Here is a 19578-nt window from a genome sequence, read left to right on the forward strand (position 1 = left end):
AGGGCCGAACCCACACCTGTTGAAAAAGGTCGGGATGACTTGTGCCTAGGGGTGAAAGGCCAATCAAATCTGGAGATAGCTGGTTCTCCGCGAAAGCTATTTAGGTAGCGCGTCAGACGAATTCTCCCGGGGGTAGAGCACTGCATGGATGATGGGGGCCCACAGCCTTACTGAGTCTAAGCAAACTCCGAATACCGGGAAGAACTATCTGGCAGACACACGGCGGGTGCTAACGTCCGTCGTGGAGAGGGAAACAACCCTGACCAACAGCTAAGGCCCCCAATTCGTGGCTAAGTGGGAAAGCATGTGAGACTTCCAAAACAACCAGGAGGTTGGCTTAGAAGCAGCCATCCTTTAAAGATAGCGTAACAGCTCACTGGTCTAATCAAGAGGTCTTGCGGCGAAGATGTAACGGGGCTCAAGCCACGAGCCGAAGCTTTGGGTGTGCATTTATGCACGCGGTAGCGGAGCGTTCTGTGATATAGAACGCTGCCTCTTTTGCTTGTTCGCAAGCAACGGAGGCAATGTTCTGACTGTGAAGCCGGGCTGTAAGGCATCCGGTGGAGTGATCAGAAGCGAGAATGTTGACATGAGTAGCGACAAACAGGGTGAGAGACCCTGTCGCCGAAAGTCCAAGGGTTCCTGCTTAAAGCTAATCTGAGCAGGGTAAGCCGGCCCCTAAGGCGAGGCCGAAAGGCGTAGTCGATGGGAACCAGGTTAATATTCCTGGGCCAGGAGATGGTGACGGATCGCAGAGCTAGTTCTTCCTTATCGGATTGGAAGGGCTGGTGAGCGGTTCCTGGAAATAGCCCTCCACAAGACCGTACCCTAAACCGACACAGGTGGACTGGTAGAGAATACCAAGGCGCTTGAGAGAACCACATTTAAGGAACTCGGCAAAATACCTCCGTAAGTTCGCGAGAAGGAGGCCCCGTTTGTACGCAAGTATGGGCGGGGGGCACAAACCAGGGGGTGGCGACTGTTTACTAAAAACACAGGGCTCTGCGAAGCCGTAAGGCGACGTATAGGGTCTGACGCCTGCCCGGTGCCGGAAGGTTAAAAGGAGAGGTGCAAGCCTTGAATTGAAGCCCCGGTAAACGGCGGCCGTAACTATAACGGTCCTAAGGTAGCGAAATTCCTTGTCGGGTAAGTTCCGACCTGCACGAATGGCGTAACGACTTCCCCGCTGTCTCAAATGTGGACTCAGCGAAATTGAATTGTCTGTGAAGATGCAGACTTCCCGCGGTTAGACGGAAAGACCCCATGCACCTTTACTATAGCTTCGCACTGGCATCAGGATTGTGATGTGCAGGATAGGTGGTAGGCATCGAAGCAGTGACGCCAGTCGCTGTGGAGCCATCCTTGAGATACCACCCTTCGCACTCTTGATGTCTAACCGCGGCCCGTTATCCGGGTCCGGGACCCTGCGTGGTGGGTAGTTTGACTGGGGCGGTCGCCTCCCAAAGAGTAACGGAGGCGCGCGAAGGTTGGCTCAGAGCGGTCGGAAATCGCTCGTTGAGTGCAATGGCAGAAGCCAGCCTGACTGCAAGACTGACAAGTCGAGCAGAGACGAAAGTCGGCCATAGTGATCCGGTGGTCCCGAGTGGAAGGGCCATCGCTCAACGGATAAAAGGTACGCTGGGGATAACAGGCTGATGATGCCCAAGAGTCCATATCGACGGCATCGTTTGGCACCTCGATGTCGGCTCATCTCATCCTGGGGCTGGAGCAGGTCCCAAGGGTACGGCTGTTCGCCGTTTAAAGAGGTACGTGAGCTGGGTTTAGAACGTCGTGAGACAGTTCGGTCCCTATCTGCCGTGGGTGTAGGATACTTGAGAGGAGTTGCCCCTAGTACGAGAGGACCGGGGTGAACGTTCCACTGGTGGACCAGTTGTCGTGCCAACGGCAGTGCTGGGTAGCTATGAACGGACAGGATAAACGCTGAAGGCATCTAAGCGTGAAGCCCCCCTCAAAACAAGGTATCCCTTGAGAGCCGTGGAAGACCACCACGTCGATAGGCCGGAGATGTAAGCGCAGCAATGCGTTCAGTTGACCGGTACTAATGGCTCGATTGGCTTGATTTGATCCGGAAGAAGACAGACCTGTCTCGCTTCCAAAAGCATCCTTGGACAACACTTCCCAAACGGGAAACGCCGATCGCTTCTTTTCCGGTCTGGTGGCCAAAGCACGAGCAAAACACCCGATCCCATCCCGAACTCGGCCGTTAAGTGCCGTCGCGCCAATGGTACTGCGTCAAAAGACGTGGGAGAGTAGGTCACCGCCAGACCTGAAAAGAAGCGATACATCCCTCAAAACGATCAACGACAGAACATGCCCTGCCGCGGGGTAGAGCAGCCCGGTAGCTCGTCAGGCTCATAACCTGAAGGCCGCAGGTTCAAATCCTGCCCCCGCAACCAACCATAATTATTCAATGTTATCAGTATATTGACTTTGTGCATCTCCTTGATGCGCACTGTTTGACACTCCATGCCCCGCTTTCCGCGGGGCTTTTTGCATTTGCTCCGCCGCTTCAACAACCTCATGCACCGGCTGCCCTGGTGCCAGGCGCAACAAGCTGGCCAAGGCGCCGTGAAGATGGATCGCCAGGCCGGGTTTCCGGTCTCGCCTTCCTCTGCCGGGACCGGCACCACTTCCACCTTATCGATCAGCGCGCGCAGCGCCTCCTTGGCCTCTTCTTGTCTCTCGGCATCGGAGGGGCCGCGGATCAGCTGGCCGATCCGGGCGTGATAGGTCCTGGCCATGCCCGGATGGATGCGGATCGGGTCCGAAGCAGGGGAGGCCGAGAGCTGGCGTTCCAACTGCTTCTGACGCGTCTCCAGCTGTTCCATCTTCGCCCTGATGCGCTCGGGCGGCAGGCCGGAGAGCAGTGCGTCCTGTTCCTTGATGACCTTTGCCAACTCCTTTTCCTTGACGGCCCGGTCATCGACATGGCTGGCGGCCAGGCGATTGCGCTCGGCGACGTATTCGGCGCCTGGTGTGCAAGCGGTGCGAGGTCCCCGCATGACAGCCTTGGCCCGACGGGCGGCGCTCACTCCGGCAGGGTTCGGTCATGCTTCAAGCGCTGGCTGTCCTCCGCCGCCTGCTTCAACGCCCCCAGCATGGTTGCCGCATAGGCGGCATAGGGGCCGATCCAGCGTTCGTGCAGCGCGTGGATGGGCAGCGCGTCCAGGTGGTTCCATCTTTCCCGCCCGCGCCGCTCGACCACGACCAGCCCGGCCGCCTCCAGCACCCGCAGATGCTGCATGACCGTGCAGCGGTCCAGTTGCGGCAGCGCCTCGCACAGCGCGCCGGTGGTCTTCGGGCCCTCCTTCAGCAGGTCCAGCAATTGCCGGCGTGCCCGGTGCCCCAGCGCCTTGAACAGCGCGTCGTCCTGATCTTCGATTGACATGTTATAAAAATATAACATAATGGGGTGCAGCACAAGGAGGAATGCAACATGGAACTGAAATTCACCGTCGGCGGCCGAATCGCGAAACCGGTCGAAGAGGTCTTCGAAACCGTCGTGAATCCCGACAGGCTGTCGAAATTCTTCACCACCGGCGGCGCCAGGGGGCGATTGGAGACCGGGGCCGAAGTAACCTGGGATTTCCACGATTTCCCCGGCGCCTTCCCGGTCCTGGTGCAAGAGGTCGTCCCCAACGAGCGCATTACCCTGCAATGGGAAACCGACAGCGAGCCGCGCATCTGGACCACCGTGACCATGACCTTCCAGGCCCTGGAGGACGGGCGGACGCTGGTGCGGATCAGCGAATATGGCTGGCCCGAGACCGAGGCGGGGCTGAAGGGCTGCCTGGCCAATAGCGAGGGCTGGACCGGCATGATCTGCGCCCTGAAGGCATGGCTGGAGCACGGCATCAACCTGCGCGACGGCTTCTATAAATAGCCGCTGCCCGCAGGTATCCGCCCTGTTCCGCCATCGGGGTCAAGCGGTCTGGCGCCAGATCCGCTTGGCCGGCGACACTTTCTTCAAGACGGCGGCCCTGGCAGCATGTCATCCTTGAGCATCATTCAAAGGAGGAACGCATGATGCCTGAGGCTCCGCGCATCTACCCGACCTTCCGCTTTCGCAATGCGGCGGCGATGATCGCATGGCTGGAACGGGCCTTCGGTTTCACCACCCACGCGAAATACATGGATGGCGACAAGGTCGCCCATGCCGAGCTGGCCTTCGGCTCGTCCATGATCATGTGCGGCGACGACAGGGAGGACGCTTACGGCGAATTGGTTGGCAAGCCATCGGCGCAGGGCGGCAGGTCGCTCTATATCGCCGTGGACGATGCCGATGCGATGTTCGCCCGCGCCAAGGCGGCCGGTGCGGTGATCGAGGAAGGGCTGACCGACCGCGACTATGGCAGCCGCGAATTTATCTGCCGCGACCCCGAGGGCAATCTGTGGTGCTTCGGAACCTGGTGGCCGAAGGTGACCGACAAGACCTGAACATCATGGCCCCGCGGATTTCGAACCGGATTGCGTGCTTTGTGGACGCCCTGCCGCTGGCGCCGGGTCATCGGGTGCTGGAAATCGGCTGTGGCCCGGGCGTGGCGGCCCGGGCGGTTTCCGCCGCGTCGGGAACGGCTTCGTCCTGGCCATCGACCGCTCGGCCAAGGCGATCGAAAGCGCGGTGGCCGGATCGAAGGCGGAAATCGCCACCGGTCGCCTGCGATTCATGCAAACGGCGGTCGAGGATTTCGAATTGCCGCCCGATGAGGCGCCCTTCGACATCGCCTTCGCGATGCGTGCCGGGGCATTGGACGGCCGCCACCCGGAGATCGGGCAACGCGCCCTTGACCGGTTGCGGGCCGCATTGCAACCGACGGGTCGCCTGTTCATCGACACGGGGCATCCGCTCAGCGAAGTCAGGCTGCGAGGATGATGCGATATCCGCGCATTGCCTGGGCCGCGGATTGGGCGCTGTTGGACCTGTGCCGAATTAAACGGATGCCATAACAACAGAGGCAACCAGCCCCAGCCTCATGGATTTCGGAGCCAGAATGGACCCGGAGCGGCACGGGCGCCGGACGAGAGGAAGGCGATGGGGGCACCTGTCGTATCTTGAGCAGCTTTCTTGCGGCTTATCCGGCCGGGAACGCACATCTTTATCCCGGTGTCTTTCAACGCATCCCCGAACCCATCAGCGTGATGGCCCCTGTCCGCCGGCATCCAATCGCCTTAGGCATCTGCGCAACAGGGCGGCAGTGCCGCTGCAATCGCCAGCCGGGCCGGCTGGCGGGATCCGCGCTTCGCGGTGAAGGCCGCGGTGATCTGGGCCTAGCCGGCGGGCGGGCAGACCCGCACCTCGGTCCCCCATTCGGCGCAGCGCCGCATCAGATCCTCGGGCAGCGGCCGGTCGATGAAGACCGCGTCCAGTTCGGACAGGCTGCCGATGCGGGCCGGGGCCGGGCGGCCCAGCTTGGAATGGTCGGTGACCAGGAAGGCGCGCCGCGACTGGCGCAGGATCGAGCGGCTGACCCGCACCTCGGCCAGGTCGAAATCCAGCAGGTCGCCGTCATGATCCAGCGCCGAGGTGCCGATCACCGCGTAATCGACCTTGAACTGTTCGAAGAACTGCGTCGTCAGCTCGCCGACCAGCCCGCCGTCCGAGCGCCGCAGCGCGCCGCCGGCCACCATGATCTCGCAGCCCGGATTGGCCAGCAGGATATTGGCCACGTTCATGTTGTTGGTGACCACGGTGATGTTGGAATGATGGATCAGCGCCTGGGCCACCGCCTCGGTGGTGGTGCCCAGGTTCAGGATCAGGCTGCAATTGTCGGGGATTTCCGCCGCGCAGGCCGCGCCGATGGCGGCCTTGGCCTCGGCATTCATGCGCCGCCGCGCCTCGTAGCCCAGGTTCACCGCGCCGGCCCGCGGCACGGCGCCGCCATGGACGCGGTCCAGCAATCCGGCCTCGGCCATCTCGCCCAGGTCGCGGCGGATGGTCTGCAGCGTCACCTCGAAACGCTGGGCGAGGTCGTCGACCAGCACGCGGCCCTCGGCCCGGGCGAGTTCGAGGATTTCGCTCTGGCGGATGCTGAGGGCCAAGGGGCTCTCCATGCTGGAACGGCTTCACTGTAAGCGATCCGCTTCTGCGCGCAAGCGTTCCTTGCGTCGGGCACGGGCGGCGCCGATGTTCGGATCGGACGTGGTCCAGCCCGAAACGAAAGCCGCTTGACCCCCCGTCGGGGCCGGTGCAGCTTGCGGCGCAACGCAGCAAACAGGCCAGCTATGACCGATTCCGCCGCTTTTCCGGGTCTTGCCTCCTTTGCCTTCGCCCTGCCGGGCCGCACCGTCTTTGGCCGTGGCGAGGCGCGGAAGGCCCCTGCGGCGATCCGTGCCCATGGCCCGCGCGGCGTGCTGGTCCATGGCGCCGATCCCGGCCGGGCCGCCTGGCTGGTCGATGCCCTGCGCGCCGAGGGCGCCGAGGTGCTGACCCTCGCCTGCGGGGCCGAGCCGAGCCTGCCGATGCTGGAGGACGCCCTGGCGCGGGCCAGGGATTTCGGCCCGGCCTGGGTTGCGGCACTGGGCGGCGGCGCGGCGCTGGACCTGGGCAAGGCGCTGGCCGGGCTGGTGCCGGCGCCGGGCGGGATCATGGATCATCTCGAGGTGGTCGGGCGCGGCCTGCCGCTGTCGGTTCCGCCCTTGCCCTATATCGCCCTGCCGACCACCGCCGGCACCGGGGCCGAGGCGACGCGGAACGCGGTGATCGGCCTGCCGGACCATGGCCGCAAGGTCTCGATCCGCGACGAACGGATGCTGCCGCGGCTGGCCATCGTCGATCCGGCGCTGACCGACCATTGCCCGCGCGCGGTGACGCTGGCCTCGGGCCTCGACGCGCTGGCGCAGGTGATCGAGCCTTGGGTCTCGTGCAAGGCCACGCCCTTCACCGATGCGCTGGTGCGCCCGGTGATCCGGCCGGGCCTGCAGGCGCTGAAACGGCTGATGCAGGAGGAGGACGCGCCGGCGCGCGACACCATGGCCTGGGTCAGCCTGTGCGGCGGCATTGCGCTGGCCAATGGCGGGCTTGGCGCCGTGCACGGGCTGGCCGGGGTGATCGGCGGCGTGACGACCGCCGCCCATGGTGCGATCTGCGGCGCGCTGCTGGGCCCGGTGCTGGAGATGAACCGCGCCCATACCCGCGATCCCGCCCGCATCCGCGAGGTCTGCGCCGAGGTGGCGGCCGTGCTGGGCTGCGACGCGGCCGAGGCGCCGCAGGCCCTGGCCGCTTGGGCGCGTGACGCCGGCCTGCCGGGGCTGCGGGCGCAGGGCCTCGATCCGGCGCGGCACCAGACGGTGGCCGAGGCGTCGCTGGCCAGTTCCTCGATGAAGGGCAATCCCTTCCCGCCCACGGTCGCGCAGCTGTGCGAGGTTCTGCGCAAGGCGGGCTGATGGACGACACCCGGCTGCTCTTTCAGGCGAGCTATCCCGCCACGCTGGCGCGGCTTGTGCGCGAGCTCACCTGCGCCCGCGCCGAGATCTGGAGCTTCGACGACGCGCCGACCCGCCGCGCGGCCGAGGCGGCGCTGGCGCTGCGCGGGGTGCGGGCGCATTGCCGCTCGGCCTACAAGCCGCTCTTGCACGCCTTCCTGGAAGAGATCGAGACCGCCGGGCTGGCCGAGGCGCGGATCATCTGCCCGCGCCACCCCGAGGCCGCGCCGGGCCGCTTTTTGCTGGAGGCCTATCCGCTGCCGGCGCTGTTCCCGCTGACCGAATTCGACCTGCAGGAAGGGCCGGACAGCGCCGCCATGCCGGTCTATCAGCTGAGCCTCGGCTATGTCTCGGGCATGCGGCGCGAGATGACGGTGCCGGCGCCCAACCGCATGCATCGCGACCACGCCATGCAGCCGGCGCTGTCGCCCTGCGGCTGGCTGGTCCAGGACGGGCAGGGCGAGCCGCTGCTGACCGATTACGAGACGCTGTATCGCGACGCCATGCGCACCGTCGCCGCCGCGCCCTGGCAGAAGGCGCCGTTCTTCCAGGAACTGGAGATCTCGGCCACGCTGCCGGTCCGCGACCGGGCGCTGGGCTGGGGGGACGAGGCGGTGTCGCTGGTCGAGGCGCTGCACGAGGATCTGTATTTCTCGCTGATCGAGCATTTCCGGCACCGCCTCGGCCGGCCCCCCGGCGACCGCGGCCTGCGTCCCGGCCAGATCGTGCCGCGCGTCCGTCAGGGCGACAAGCACGCCCTGCGCATCGAGACCCGACCCTGGCAGCGCAGCGCCGAGGAGGCCGGCTGCCAGCCGCTCGACCAGGCGCGCGAGGCGCTGTCGCCGCAGCAGATCGCCACCGAACTGTCACGTCTGCCGGGCCGGCCCTTCCACGCCCGCTCGGTCGCCGGCCGGATGATCGAGGGCCGTTACCTGCCGGGGCGCGACCGGGCGGTGATGATCTCGGCCGGGCAGCATGCCAACGAGGTCTCGGGCCCGGTGGGCGCGCTGCGCGCCGCGCAGGAGCTTGCCGGGCGCGAAGGCGCGCATTTCGCGCTTTGCCCGCTGGAGAACCCGGACGGCTATGCGCTGCGCCAGCGGCTCGCCCGCGACAATCCGCGCCACATGCTGCATGCCGCGCGCTATACGGCGTTGGGCGACGACCTGGACTATCGCCAGGGTCCGCCCGATGCCGAACGGGCGCTGCGCGACCAGGCCTATTGCCTGTCGGCGGCGCTGCTGCATGTCAGCCTGCACGGCTATCCGGCGCATGAATGGACCCGGCCGCTCAGCGGCTATGTGCCGCGCGGCTTCGAAAGCTGGACCATGCCGCGCGGCTTCTTCCTGATCCTGCGCCATCATCCCGGCTGGGGCGCCGCCGCCGCCCGGCTGGCCGAGGCGGTGATCGCCCGGCTGCGCCAGCTGCCCGGCCTGGCCGAACGCAACGCCGCGCAACTGGCGCTGGCGCGGCGGCATGGCCTGGCGCCGGAGGCGCCGCAGGGCTTCATCCGCATCCTGACCCAGGACATGCGCGCACCCATGCCGCTGGTGCTGGTCACCGAATGCCCGGACCAGACATTGCTGGGCGACGGCTTCATCGCCGCGCATGAGGCGCAGCGCGCCGCCGTCATCGCCGCCTATGACGCTCTGCAAGAGCTGGAGCTTGGCGACCTGCCCGGCGCGTGATGGTTGAAAAACGCCCAAGACAAAACGGTCTTTTGCCCATATCCTGCTGAAACGGAATGGCTTTCGGAACTGCCGGCCGGGGCCTTGCACTGTGGTTCGGGGAAAGATCATGGTCGAACAGGCTACGGGTGAGGTGCGTTTCGCGGTCGTCCTTTATGGCGGCGTCTCGCTGGCGATCTACATGAACGGCATCGCGCAAGAGCTTTTGCGCATGGTGCGCGGCAGTTCCGACCTGCCGGACGAGGAGCTGGCGCCGGGCGAGATGATCTATCGCCGCCTGTCCCGCGAGCTGGCCGGCCCGCGCGGCGGGCGCAAGCGCTTCGTGATCGACATCATCTCGGGCACCTCGGCGGGCGGCATCAACGGCGTGGCGCTGGCCAAGGCGCTGGTGGTGGGCAGCCGCGACATGGCGGTGCTGCGCGACGCCTGGACGGACAAGGCCGATATCGGCCTGCTGCTGAACGACCGCACCGCTCGCGCCGCCCGGCTGCGCCCGACCGAGTCGCTGCTGGACGGCGGCCACATGTATGGCGTGCTGCACGAGACCATCGCCCGCATCAAGGGCGACGGCAAGCCGCTGTCGGAAATGGTGGACCTGTTCGTCACCGCCACCGACCTGCAAGGCGTGCCGGCGCCGATCCACCTGACCGGCGCGCGGCTGGACGAAAAGATCCACAAGACGGTCTTTCATTTCGCCTATGACGGCGGGCGCGAGGGACGCAACGATTTCTCGCCGGAAAACGATGCCATGCTGGCCTTTGCGGCACGCTGCACCTCGTCCTTTCCGGTGGCCTTTCCGCCGATGCGCTTTGCCGACATGCCCGCGGACGCCCGGCGGGCGGATTACGCGCGCTTCTTCCCGCGCGGCTGGCCGCATGAGCAGCGGCTGTTCGCCGATGGCGGCTATCTGGACAACCGGCCCTTCAGCCATGCGATCGACCTGATCCCCTTCCGCCCGACCACCCTGCCGGGCGAGCGCAAGCTCCTGTTCATCGACCCCTTCCCCGAGGAGCGCCGCCCGCCCGATCCGGTGACCGGCGTGGCGCCGCCGCCGCCGCCCGAGCCGGTGGATTTCCTGCAGAACGCCCGGCTGGCCGCCTCGACCCTGCCGCGGACCGAGGTGATCCGCGACGACATCCGCGCCATCACCCGCATGAACGCCCGGCTGGAGCGGCTGGGCACCCTGCAGGCCCGCTGGGCGCGCGACCAACGGCAGGCGGCGATGCGCGGCCAGGCGATGGACGAGCCGACGAAGCCCGAAAACCTGGACCTGCTGGACCTGGCCGATCAGATGGAGCGTGGCTATGGCAGCAGCTATCCGCTCTATCACCACCTGCGGGTCTATGACACCAGCGACAGCCTGACCGGCATCGTCGCCCGCCTGGCCGGCTACGCCCCGGATTCGGACGAGGCGCTGTATCTGCGCCAGATCCTGCGCGCCTGGCGGGACGACCATTTCTCGGCCTATCACCAGCCGGGGCGCGAGACGGAAAGCGCCTTCCTGTCGCGCTATGACATCGGTTTCCGGTTGCGGCGGCTGATCCACCTGCGGGCCGAGATCGACAGGCGGCTGGACCCCGGCCCCGATGCGCCGCTGCCGCCGGATTCGGCGCAGATGTTGCGCGCGGCCCGGCTGCTGGTCGAGAACGAGCTGGCCGCCGTCCGCCGCCTGGCCACTCCGCTGGAAGCCGATGCCGAGACGCTGCTGAACCGCGACGAAATTGCCGGTCTGACCCACGAGATCGGCCGCCATTACGGCGAGGCGATGCAACAGCCGACCCTGCAGAACCGTTACGAGCTGGCACGCCAGGTCTATGAGAAACCGGCGATCCGCCCGCTGGTCGACAGGGCGCTGGCGCAGCTTGGCGTCGATATGCGGCAAGCCTTCGACCAGGGCAGCGCCCGTATCCGCGAAGGGCTGGACCTGCTGCGTCTGCCGGCGCTGCAGCAGGTTTATGACGGCTTCCACTGGCATGACGTGATGACCTATCCCTTCCTCGAGGGGTCCGAGTTGCAGGAGCATTCGCAGGTCGAGGTGTTCCGCATCAGCCCCGCCGACAGCATGCTGAACGGCCGCCCCGCGAAGCTGGCGGGCATCGCCGTCGGCGCCTTCGGCGGCTTCCTCAACCGCGACTGGCGCGAGCATGACATCCTCTGGGGCCGGCTCGACGGCGCCGAGCGCATCATCGCGGCGCTGATGCCGGACCGCAGCCCCGAGGCGCGCAAGACCTGGACCGAGGCGCTGCACAACCAGATCCTGGCCGAGGAATATGGCGACCAGGCCGGCGAGGGCCGGCGGCTGGCGCTGCTCAAGGCCAAGCTGCGCGATTCCGGCATCGACGAGGATGCGTTCGAGGAAACCGCCGCCCGGGCGCTGGGGGTCAAGGACGCCGCCGCGCTGGACCTGGACCGGTTCCGCGCCCATTACAGCGCCTTCAACGCAGATTTCCCAGGCAGCATGTGGTGAATGTCACCGGCATCCGCCGCCAGGAGAGCGCAGCACGAGCGAAGGCCACGATCTATAGTCATGCGAAAACCGGCAACCTGATCGACTGGCGCCCCATCTTGGAATGGACGGAACAGGAAGTTTTTTCGGCAATCAACGCGAGCGGCATGGCCTGTCACCCTGCTTACCGCTGCTTCGGCATGTCCCGCGTGAGCTGCCGCTTCTGCATCATGTCCAGCCTGCCCGACCTTGCAGCGGCCGCGCGCCAGCCGGAGGCCGCGCCGCTCTACCGACGCATGGTCACGCTTGAGGCTGATAGCGGCTTTGCCTTCCAGGGCGGGCGCTGGCTGGGCGACATTGCGCCGGATCTGCTCGATGCCGATCTGCGCGACCGACTGGCGCGCGCAAAGGAGATCGCCGCCATCCGCTCCAGCATCGAGGCGACAATCCCGAAGAACATGCTCTATGTGAAAGGCTGGCCCACCCGTCCGCTGACCGACGAAGAGGCCGTGTTCTTGGCTGGCATCCGACAGAAAATCACCGCTCTAAAGGCCCATGCTCATGATGCGACGCTGCAGAAAGACGGAGCGTTGATGGGTATCGCGGGCGCTCCTGTGCAAGTGCGCAATCCCGACGCCGCTCAGGTGGAAACGGCAAATGGACCGTTCATGACGTCGTCCTTGCCGGTGGCTGGCTTTGCCATAATCGAAGCTGCCGATTTGGCCGAGGCCATAGACATGGTCTCGCGGACCCCCTGCGCTGTCGCACACGGCGTCGTCGAGGTGTGGCCACTGGAGCAACCATCGTAGAACGGCAACAGGTCTCATTGCGCCCCGAGGCGCGAAGCATTTCAGCTATTCTGTATGTGGTGGTGCTTCGATTGCCCAGCTCGGATCGGCGCCAAAGGGGTGGTCCAGGAAGAAGACCCAGGTCCCATCGCTTAGGCGCCGGTGAACTTCCATGCCATGATGATGCACTTTCGTCGGCTTGCCCTCCTTGTCCATGCCCCTGATCAACCACTGCGAGCGTGTCATCGCAAAGTCGCCGGAAACGGTCGTGTGGTGGGTGATCACATCCATATGGGGCTTCAGCCCGATATAGCCGGCCATCGTTTTACGGATAGCCTCGGCGCCGCGCGCGATGCTGGTGCCGCCATGGACCTCGTCGACCTGAACGATCGACGCTTCGGGATGGTACATGGCGGCAGCGGCTTCGACGTCCTGCGCATTGAAGGCGCGCGCAAGCCAAAGATTGCAGAGTTCGGGAGAGGGAGCGCCCATCTTTGTTCTCCTTTTGCGAGTAGCGGCTATGAGACACCCGCGAATTTCTATGGGAGCGTTTCCTGGTCATCGTGAGCCGGAACGCGGAGACCGCGTTGCACAGCCGGCCGCGCCGCGATTTCAGCAAACCAGCGGGCGACATTCGGGTATTGGCCGAGATCGACATCAAGCTTGGATACGGCAGCGTTGATCCATGGCCAGGTCATCACGTCGGCGACACCGAAAAGATCGCCGACAAGATATGGTCTTGGTTCCAATTGGCCATCCAGCACCCGCAGGATGCGGGCTGTCTCCCGTTCGAAACGGGCGATCACCTGCGGGAGCCTTTCGGCGGCAAAGATCTTGTAGTTCCAGAGCTGGCCGAGCGTCGGCCCGACATGCCCCGCCTGAAAGAGCATCCATTGCAGCGTGAGCCCGGCCTCGATGTCGTTCGCCGGCTTCAGCACACCCGAGCGATCAGCAAGGTAGAGCAGGATCGCGCCACTCTCGAACACCGTCCGGCTCCGGTCGGGGTCAACGATCACCGGGATCTTGTTGTTGGGGTTCAGTGCGAGAAATTCTGGCCGGAACTGGTCGCCCTTTTCGATATCCACGACATGGACGACATAAGGGAGCCCTGTTTCCTCGAGCATGATCGAGGCCTTGTGGCCGTTGGGAGTCTGGTAGCTGTAAAGCTGGATGGGGGTCATGATTGTGCCTGCCAATATCCCGACATTCCCCAAGTGGCCTGCCGCTTGACTTCAAGATCGCCTGATTTTGCTCGCTGGGCAAGCGTTTTTCGCCCCGAGCGGTGTCTGTCGTCGCGCAAACGGCCGAAGTCGGGTGGATCAAGCCTCGAACCCGCAGCATTCTGGCCCGGCAGAGCCGCTTTTCCGCGCGGCAGACGGACCTGTCCTGCCGCTTTCGTTCAGCTTGGGCATGGATCGTGGTCATGCGCATGACGGAGGCGTTCGAAGACGGCGGATGGCGGCAAGGACGGCCCGCACCATCGGGCCGGTGACGGCGACCTCGGCCAACTGGAAGGTAATGGCGCGGGCGTGGCGGACGACGCGGGCGCCGATCTTGATCAGCTTGAGTTGCAGGCTGGTCAACGACCAGTCCGCCATGGCCTCGGGCAGTTCGATGCAGCGCAGGAAGGTTGCCAGGTTGTAGGCCAGCGCGTGCAGTTGCAGCCGCACCTCGTTGTGCCGGAACTTCCGGCATGACAGCCGCGTCCAGCGAAAGGCATATTTGCCTTCCTTGATGTGCTGCTCTGCGGTGCCGCGCTGGTTGTAGAACCTCACCACCCAGTCTGGCTCCATCGGCAGGTTGGTGACGATGAAGCCGACTTTGGGGAACAGCTCGCCCGGATGCCATTCGATCTTGGCGATGACGCGGCGCGGCTTGTCCCAGGACGCCGCCTGATACTCGAAGTCCTCGAAGAACCGTTTGACCTTGGTCAGCGAAGGCCGTCCCACGGGCCGTGTCAGCCGATGCGCGATCTTCTCGCGCAAGACGGCGTTGGCGGGCAGACGGATGGCGTAGAAGAACCTGGCTTCTTCCAGCCGCATATAGATCGCGGGGATCGCGTAGGCAGCGTCGGCCCGGAAGAAGCGTCCACCAAGGTCGCGGCCAGCATATCGGGCAATGACGGGATCAAGGACATCCCGCCAGCCATCGGCGCTGTGGACATTGCCGTTACGCAGGGCGCAGCGCTCCAGCATGCCAAACTGGTTGAACAAGAAGATGGGGTGATAGCAGGTGCAGTCGAAATGCCCGTTCCAGGCAGCACCTTCCTGATCGCCGTGGGTGGGGCTGACCGAGCTGTCCATGTCCAGCACGATGTATTTCAACCCGTTGCGGTCATGAAACCGGTCGATCCATTGGCCGTTCAGATCGGCCAGCGCCGCCCGGTTCGCGGCCAGAGCCAGCGTCTCGGTCTCGAACCGTCCCATCTGCGATGCCGAAGCAGCTTGCGCCTCGACGGCCCTGCCGCCAACGACCTGACGCATCACGGGATCGAGGGCCAAGCGGTCGGCATCGTTCACATCCTCGTATCCGGCCAGTCGTCCGAACACCGATTGCCGGAACAATCCGTCAAGCCGATGGAGCGTGTTCTTCCCGGTGCGGCTGTCTCGCAGCGCCTCCGACGCCAGATTGGACAGGCCGAGCACGTCATCAAGCTCGCGCATCACCAGCAGGCCACCGTCTGAACTGATCTGCGCACCACGGAACTCCAGACGCACACGGCGGTCGAAATCAACCCGATCTCCCCGCGCCAAGCCCGCACCCTCCAGGTGATCCATGAAACGCGCCCCTCGCAGCCGTCAACGCCATGATTTATATGCGAAATATCACGATTACGACAGCGAAATCAGCGACTTACTTGGAGAATGTGGGTTCAAGCCGCTGGGTCCGCGCGCGCCGCAGATCGCCGGTTGGAGCAGCCGCAGCATGGCGATCCTGTCGCGGATGATCGACGACCTGCCCGATGACGGCATCCTGCGCATCCTCGGCAGCCGGGCGGCGGCGGCGCTGCGTGCCGGCGGCGGGCTGATCTCGGGCTTCGCGCGCTTTGCCATGCCGGGCAGCTATTGGCGGATGCTGGCCGACAAGATGCTGTATCTGGCCATGCTGGCCGGCCTTGCCATCGGTCTGCTGGGGTTCTGGCTCGGCTCGGGCATCGCCCGGGCCGGCTGGGCGCTGCTGGCTGCCGCGGTGGCGCTGTGGCTGCTGCTCTACCTGTTCGGCCGCTGGCTGCGCGGCCGGGCCAGCCTGTCGCAGGCGCTGCGCTGGCTGCTGGGGCTGGTGGCGCTGGCGCTGATGGGGGTCGGCGCCGGGACTGTCGCAAATTATCTGCTGGGCTGACGCAGCCGCGTCGCAAAAGCGCGGCGCGCTGTCGCAAACCGGCGGGGTTCTTGCGCGGCGCGGTTGGAAAGTTGCGCCAACAGGGATAGAGGCGAAACCGGTACGGACAGGCCCGCCATTTGGTCCGGGTTTGCAGCTGCCGGCGTCTGCGCTATGCGCGAAGGTGGCGGTCGGTTGAAACCGTCCGGACACGGCGCGGATAGCGAAGGAGGTGGGCGCATGAAGGCACAGATCATCGACGGCAAGGGCTTTGCTTCCGGGGTTCGGGCGCGGGTTGCCGAGCATGTGGGGCGGCTGAAGGCGGCGCACGGTGTGGTTCCCGGTCTTGCGGTGGTGCTGGTGGGCGAGGATCCGGCCAGCGAGGTCTATGTCCGCAACAAGGGCATCCAGACCCGCGAGGCCGGCATGGCGAGCTTCGAGCACAAGCTGCCGGCCGAGACCCCGCAAGAGGATCTTCTGGCGCTGATCGGCCGGCTGAACGCCGACCCGGCGGTGCATGGCATCCTGGTGCAGCTGCCGCTGCCCGGGCACATGGATGCCGAGCGGGTGATCAACGCCATCGACCCGGCAAAGGACGTGGACGGGTTCCACATCTCGAATGTCGGGCTGCTGGGGACCGGGCAGAAAAGCATGGTGCCCTGCACGCCCTTGGGCTGCCTGATGCTGTTGCGCGACCGGCTTGGCGATCTTTCCGGGCTGAACGCGGTGGTGGTGGGGCGCTCGAACATCGTCGGCAAGCCGATGGCGCAGCTTTTGCTGGGCGACAGCTGCACGGTGACCATCGCGCATTCGCGGACCAAGGATCTGGCCGGGCTCTGCCGCACCGCCGACATCCTGGTCGCGGCGGTCGGCCGGCCGCGGATGATCCGCGGCGACTGGGTCAAGCCGGGGGCGACGGTGATCGACGTCGGCATCAACCGCATCGAGGAGGACGGCCGCACCCGGCTGGTGGGCGACGTCGATTTCGACAGCGCGGCCCAGGTCGCCGGGGCCATCACCCCGGTGCCGGGCGGGGTCGGGCCGATGACCATCGCCTGCCTGCTGGCCAACACGCTGACCGCCTGCTGCCGGGCCCATGGCTGGCCCGAGCCCGAGGGCCTGACCGCCTGAGACATGCGCAGGGCCGGGTGTCCCCGGATGCCCGCCGATTTGCACAAGAAGGAAAATCGGGCCCCGTGCCCTTTTCAGTGGAGAGCCTGATGAAGAAATACACGCTGACGGTCGCCTGCCCCTCGACCCGCGGCATCGTCGCCACCGTGGCCGGCTTTCTGGCCGAGCATGGCTGCAACATCACCGACAGTTCGCAATTCGACGATACCGAAACCGGCAAGTTCTTCATGCGCGTCAGCTTCGTCTCGGAAGAGGGCGTGGGGCTGGAGGATCTGCGCGAGGGCCTGGCCGAGCCGGCCAAGCCCTTCGCCATGCAATACGCCATCCACGACGAATCCGAGAAGATGAAGGTGGTGATCATGGTCAGCCGCTTCGGGCATTGCCTGAACGACCTTCTGTATCGCTGGCGCATCGGCGCCTTGCCGATCGAGATCGTGGCGGTGATCTCGAACCACATGGACTATCAGAAGGTGGTGGTGAACCACGATCTGCCCTTCCACTGCATCAAGGTCACCAAGGAGAACAAGCCGCAGGCCGAGGCCGAGCAGATGCGCATCGTGCGCGAGACCGAGGCCGAGCTGATCGTGCTGGCGCGCTACATGCAGGTCTTGTCGGACGAGATGTGCAAGGAAATGTCGGGGCGGATCATCAACATCCACCACTCGTTCCTGCCGAGCTTCAAGGGCGCCAACCCCTACAAGCAGGCCTTCGAGCGCGGGGTGAAGCTGATCGGCGCCACCAGCCATTACGTGACCGCCGACCTCGACGAGGGCCCGATCATCGAGCAGGACATCATCCGGGTGACCCATGCGCAATCGCCCGAGGATTATGTCTCGCTGGGCCGCGACGTGGAAAGCCAGGTGCTGGCGCGGGCCATCCACGCCCATATCCACCGCCGGGTGTTCCTGAACGGCAACAAGACCGTCGTCTTCCCGGCATCGCCCGGAAGCTACGCATCCGAGCGCATGGGCTGAGAACCGCGCCGGGCGGCCAGCGGGCCGCCCCGTTCCGCCCCCGCCTTCACCGTTGCAAAAATGCCCCCGCCGGAGGCCGGACGCCGAAGCCGGCGCCGGCCGCGCAGAATCGCTATGACCCGCGACGCCGGCGCAATGCCTCCTCGACCGTCGGCGCGTAACGCGCCAGCGGCCGCCGCAGCCCATGCGTCAGCAGCACCCGGCGCATGTCGCGGCTGGTGCCGGTCAGCCACAGCGCGATGCCGCGGCGTTGCGCCTTGTGCGCCAGCCCCTCGATCATGTTGGCGCCGGTGGAATCCAGGAAGGGCACGGCGCTGAAATCCACCACCAGCACCCGGAACCCGTCCTGGATGCGGTCCAGAACCGAGCCGATCGAGGCCGTGGCGCCGAAGAACAGCGCCCCCGAGATGCGATAGACCACCACGTCGCGCGGCTGCGGCTGGTCCGGGCGCGGCTGGGCGCTGTCGGCCGTGTCGGCGCCGACCAGAGCCTCGACGCCCACGGCCTGGCTCATGCGCTGGATGAACAGCACCGAACCCAGCGCCAGACCCACCACGATGGCCTCGGTCAGGTCGCGGAACACCGTCAGCAGAAAGGTCACCGCCAGCACCGCCGCCTCGCCCCAGCCCGAGCGCAGCAGGATGGCGATGGCGGGTTTCTCGACCATGTTCCAGGCCACCACCGCCAGCACGCCGGCCAGCGCCGCCAGCGGGATATACGACGCCAGCGGCGCCGCGACCAGCATGAAGCCCAGCAGGAACAGCGCATGCAGCATCCCCGCCACCGGCCCATGCGCCCCGGCGCGCACATTGGTCGCGGTCCGCGCGATGGTGCCGGTGACGCAGATGCCGCCGAACAGCGCCGAGCCGATATTCGCCACGCCCTGCGCCACCAGCTCGCAATTCGAGCGGTGGCGGCGGCCGGTCATGCCATCCGCCACCACAGCCGACAGCAGCGATTCGATGGCGCCGAGCAGCGTCAGCGACAGGGCGGCGGGCAAGAGCGTCAGCACCCTGTCCAGCGACAGCTCCGGCAGCGCCGGGGCGGGCAGGGTCGAGGGGATGCCGCCGAAGCGGCTGCCGATGGTCGCGACATCCGCCCCGGTCGCGGCGGTGAAGCCCGCCGCCAGCGCCACGGCGATCAGCATGCCGGGCCAATGCGGCCGGGCGCGTTTCAACCCCAGGATCACCGCGACGGTTCCCAGCGCGATCGCCAGCGCCGCCGGGGTCAGGCTGGCGCGGGCCTGCCAGAGCGCCGGGATCTTCTCGACCAGCGCGCCCGGCTCATGCGTCAGCGCCAGGCCGAAGATCTCCTTCAGCTGGCTGGTGAAGATGATCACGGCGATGCCGGCGGTGAAGCCGACCGTCACCGGAAAGGGAACGAACTTGATGAAGGTGCCCAGCCGCAAAAGCCCGACGGCGACCAGCATCAGCCCCGACAGGAAGGTCGCAAGGATCAGCCCCGACATGCCGTGCTGCGCGACGATGCCGGCGACCAGTACGATGAAGGCCCCCGCCGGCCCGCCGATCTGGAAGCGCGAGCCGCCAAGCGCCGAAACCAGGAAGCCGCCGACGATGGCGGTATAGAGCCCCTGCGCCGGCGAGGCGCCGGAGGCGATGGCGATGGCCATCGACAGGGGCAGCGCCACGATGGCGACGGTCAGCCCGGCCAGGGCATCGGCGCGCAGCTTGGCCGCGCCATAGCCCTCGCGCAGGACGGTGATCAGTTTCGGGGTGAACAGCGGCGCAAATCCGGGCGCCATGCTGGCCTGTTGGTTCATCTGGGGCCGCACC

At 65.9% G+C, this 19578-nt stretch carries 16 protein-coding genes, 1 tRNA gene, 2 rRNA genes and 1 pseudogene (1 of these 20 only partly in view); 13 read left to right on the forward strand and 7 right to left on the reverse strand.

The features are described from left to right. The 3 genes from NBE95_RS04675 to NBE95_RS04685 all read left to right on the forward strand — a co-directional run. A 23S ribosomal RNA gene (locus NBE95_RS04675) occupies nt 1–2084 on the forward strand (it extends 748 nt beyond the left edge of the window). Between the two features lie 88 nt (nt 2085–2172). Further along, nucleotides 2173–2287: ribosomal RNA gene (rrf, locus tag NBE95_RS04680) — 5S ribosomal RNA — on the forward strand. A 53-nt stretch (nt 2288–2340) separates the two neighbouring features. After that, a tRNA-Met gene (locus tag NBE95_RS04685) sits at nt 2341–2417 on the forward strand. A gap of 632 nt (nt 2418–3049) precedes the next feature. Here the strand turns inward: NBE95_RS04685 and NBE95_RS04690 are convergent. Further along, nucleotides 3050–3409, reverse strand: a complete 360-nt coding sequence (locus tag NBE95_RS04690; RefSeq protein WP_289894701.1) for a metalloregulator ArsR/SmtB family transcription factor — start codon at nt 3407–3409, stop codon at nt 3050–3052. Between the two features lie 48 nt (nt 3410–3457). Between NBE95_RS04690 and NBE95_RS04695 the strand changes: the two genes are divergently transcribed. From NBE95_RS04695 to NBE95_RS04705, 3 genes are all read left to right on the forward strand, one after another. Next, nucleotides 3458–3904 (forward strand): SRPBCC family protein, encoded by a 447-nt coding sequence (locus NBE95_RS04695; RefSeq protein WP_289894702.1) that lies wholly within the window; start codon nt 3458–3460, stop codon nt 3902–3904. A gap of 140 nt (nt 3905–4044) precedes the next feature. Next, complete coding sequence (locus tag NBE95_RS04700) at nt 4045–4458, forward strand: VOC family protein (RefSeq protein ID WP_289894703.1); 414 nt, start codon at nt 4045–4047, stop codon at nt 4456–4458. A 184-nt stretch (nt 4459–4642) separates the two neighbouring features. Next, nucleotides 4643–4894 (forward strand): hypothetical protein, encoded by a 252-nt coding sequence (locus tag NBE95_RS04705; protein ID WP_289894704.1) that lies wholly within the window; start codon nt 4643–4645, stop codon nt 4892–4894. Between the two features lie 188 nt (nt 4895–5082). Here NBE95_RS04705 and NBE95_RS04710 read toward each other — a convergent pair. Next, nucleotides 5083–5187: pseudogene (locus tag NBE95_RS04710) on the reverse strand (IS5/IS1182 family transposase); the annotation flags it as partial. Between the two features lie 102 nt (nt 5188–5289). Next, on the reverse strand, nt 5290–6060 hold the full coding sequence (locus tag NBE95_RS04715; protein WP_199259922.1) for a DeoR/GlpR family DNA-binding transcription regulator: 771 nt from the start codon (nt 6058–6060) through the stop codon (nt 5290–5292). 183 nt (nt 6061–6243) lie between these two features. On the opposite strand from NBE95_RS04715, the gene NBE95_RS04720 reads away from it, so the two are divergent. From NBE95_RS04720 to NBE95_RS04735, 4 genes are all read left to right on the forward strand, one after another. After that, nucleotides 6244–7404 (forward strand): iron-containing alcohol dehydrogenase, encoded by a 1161-nt coding sequence (locus NBE95_RS04720; RefSeq protein WP_289894705.1) that lies wholly within the window; start codon nt 6244–6246, stop codon nt 7402–7404. Continuing rightward, a complete protein-coding gene (locus NBE95_RS04725; protein ID WP_289894706.1) occupies nt 7404–9128 on the forward strand; it encodes a M14 family zinc carboxypeptidase in 1725 nt (574 codons plus the stop codon). Before NBE95_RS04720 ends, NBE95_RS04725 begins: the two co-directional genes overlap by 1 nt. A 109-nt stretch (nt 9129–9237) precedes the next feature. Then, nucleotides 9238–11595 carry a patatin-like protein gene (locus NBE95_RS04730; RefSeq protein WP_289894707.1) on the forward strand — a complete coding sequence of 786 codons (2358 nt, stop codon included), beginning with the start codon at nt 9238–9240 and terminating at the stop codon, nt 11593–11595. After that, nucleotides 11592–12383 (forward strand): phosphoadenosine phosphosulfate reductase family protein, encoded by a 792-nt coding sequence (locus NBE95_RS04735; protein WP_289894708.1) that lies wholly within the window; start codon nt 11592–11594, stop codon nt 12381–12383. The genes NBE95_RS04730 and NBE95_RS04735 overlap by 4 nt, the downstream gene beginning before the upstream one ends. Nucleotides 12384–12428: 45 nt before the next feature. On the opposite strand, the gene NBE95_RS04740 is transcribed toward NBE95_RS04735, so the two are convergent. From NBE95_RS04740 to NBE95_RS04750, 3 genes are all read right to left on the reverse strand, one after another. Continuing rightward, complete coding sequence (locus NBE95_RS04740) at nt 12429–12854, reverse strand: nuclear transport factor 2 family protein (protein ID WP_289893951.1); 426 nt, start codon at nt 12852–12854, stop codon at nt 12429–12431. 47 nt (nt 12855–12901) lie between these two features. After that, complete coding sequence (locus tag NBE95_RS04745; RefSeq protein ID WP_289893952.1) at nt 12902–13543, reverse strand: glutathione S-transferase N-terminal domain-containing protein; 642 nt, start codon at nt 13541–13543, stop codon at nt 12902–12904. Between the two features lie 240 nt (nt 13544–13783). Then, a complete protein-coding gene (locus tag NBE95_RS04750) occupies nt 13784–15139 on the reverse strand; it encodes an IS1380-like element ISPme1 family transposase (protein WP_012112698.1) in 1356 nt (451 codons plus the stop codon). Here NBE95_RS04750 and NBE95_RS04755 point away from each other — a divergent pair. From NBE95_RS04755 to purU, 3 genes are all read left to right on the forward strand, one after another. Further along, on the forward strand, nt 15138–15701 hold the full coding sequence (locus NBE95_RS04755; RefSeq protein WP_289894709.1) for a hypothetical protein: 564 nt from the start codon (nt 15138–15140) through the stop codon (nt 15699–15701). The genes NBE95_RS04750 and NBE95_RS04755 overlap by 2 nt on opposite strands. A 219-nt stretch (nt 15702–15920) precedes the next feature. After that, on the forward strand, nt 15921–16811 hold the full coding sequence (gene folD, locus NBE95_RS04760; RefSeq protein ID WP_289894710.1) for a bifunctional methylenetetrahydrofolate dehydrogenase/methenyltetrahydrofolate cyclohydrolase FolD: 891 nt from the start codon (nt 15921–15923) through the stop codon (nt 16809–16811). Between the two features lie 89 nt (nt 16812–16900). Continuing rightward, a complete protein-coding gene (gene purU / locus NBE95_RS04765) occupies nt 16901–17785 on the forward strand; it encodes a formyltetrahydrofolate deformylase (RefSeq protein ID WP_289894835.1) in 885 nt (294 codons plus the stop codon). Between the two features lie 112 nt (nt 17786–17897). Here the strand turns inward: purU and NBE95_RS04770 are convergent, their stop codons facing one another. Next, a complete protein-coding gene (locus NBE95_RS04770; protein ID WP_289894711.1) occupies nt 17898–19565 on the reverse strand; it encodes a SulP family inorganic anion transporter in 1668 nt (555 codons plus the stop codon). Between the last annotated feature and the right edge of the window lie 13 nt (nt 19566–19578).

The sequence above is a fragment of the Paracoccus sp. TOH genome (genome assembly GCF_030388245.1).
Classification (GTDB): Bacteria; Pseudomonadota; Alphaproteobacteria; order Rhodobacterales; family Rhodobacteraceae; genus Paracoccus; species Paracoccus simplex.